This is a genomic window from Chitinophaga agrisoli (assembly GCF_008386695.1).
Lineage (GTDB): Bacteria > Bacteroidota > Bacteroidia > Chitinophagales > Chitinophagaceae > Chitinophaga > Chitinophaga agrisoli.
In genome coordinates this window covers 1-376 of record NZ_VUOC01000133.1, presented here as the reverse complement: position 1 = coordinate 376, position 376 = coordinate 1, and the positions used below count along the sequence as shown (strand labels likewise).

Annotated in this window: 1 protein-coding gene; it reads right to left on the bottom strand. The window is 48.9% G+C overall.

Translation table 11 applies throughout. The features are described 5' to 3' along the window. On the bottom strand, positions 1-311 hold a 311-nt coding region (locus F0L74_RS34765), incomplete at its 3' end, for an alpha/beta hydrolase family protein (RefSeq protein ID WP_188316297.1). Positions 312-376 lie beyond the last annotated feature (65 nt).

Below are 376 nucleotides of genomic sequence, written 5' to 3'. Positions count from 1 at the left end.
GGGCGGATCATGGTGTTCACAGCGGAGTTTCCGTTGCTGTTCCAGCCGTGGACAATAACAAAGAGAGGCAGGTTTCCATTGTAGTTCGAGTTCCGGATAGAGTTGACATTGCCATTTGTAATAACTTGATGGTTGTTTTGGTTACGTCTGGTGAAAAGCCAGTATTGGTTGTTTGCACCGTTCCTTGACATAAGGATGTCTTCCTCGGCCGGTTCTTCCAGGTCAACGAGGTGAGGAACACCCTCGCCATCAGGCATCCAAACGTATCGGCTTACACCTTCCACATAGTGACTGTTGTCTCCAGGGATCATGGGGATAGCATTGCCAGAAGACAATGCTATTAAGCCAGCCAGCACTAGTAGGAGCTTCATGTTGC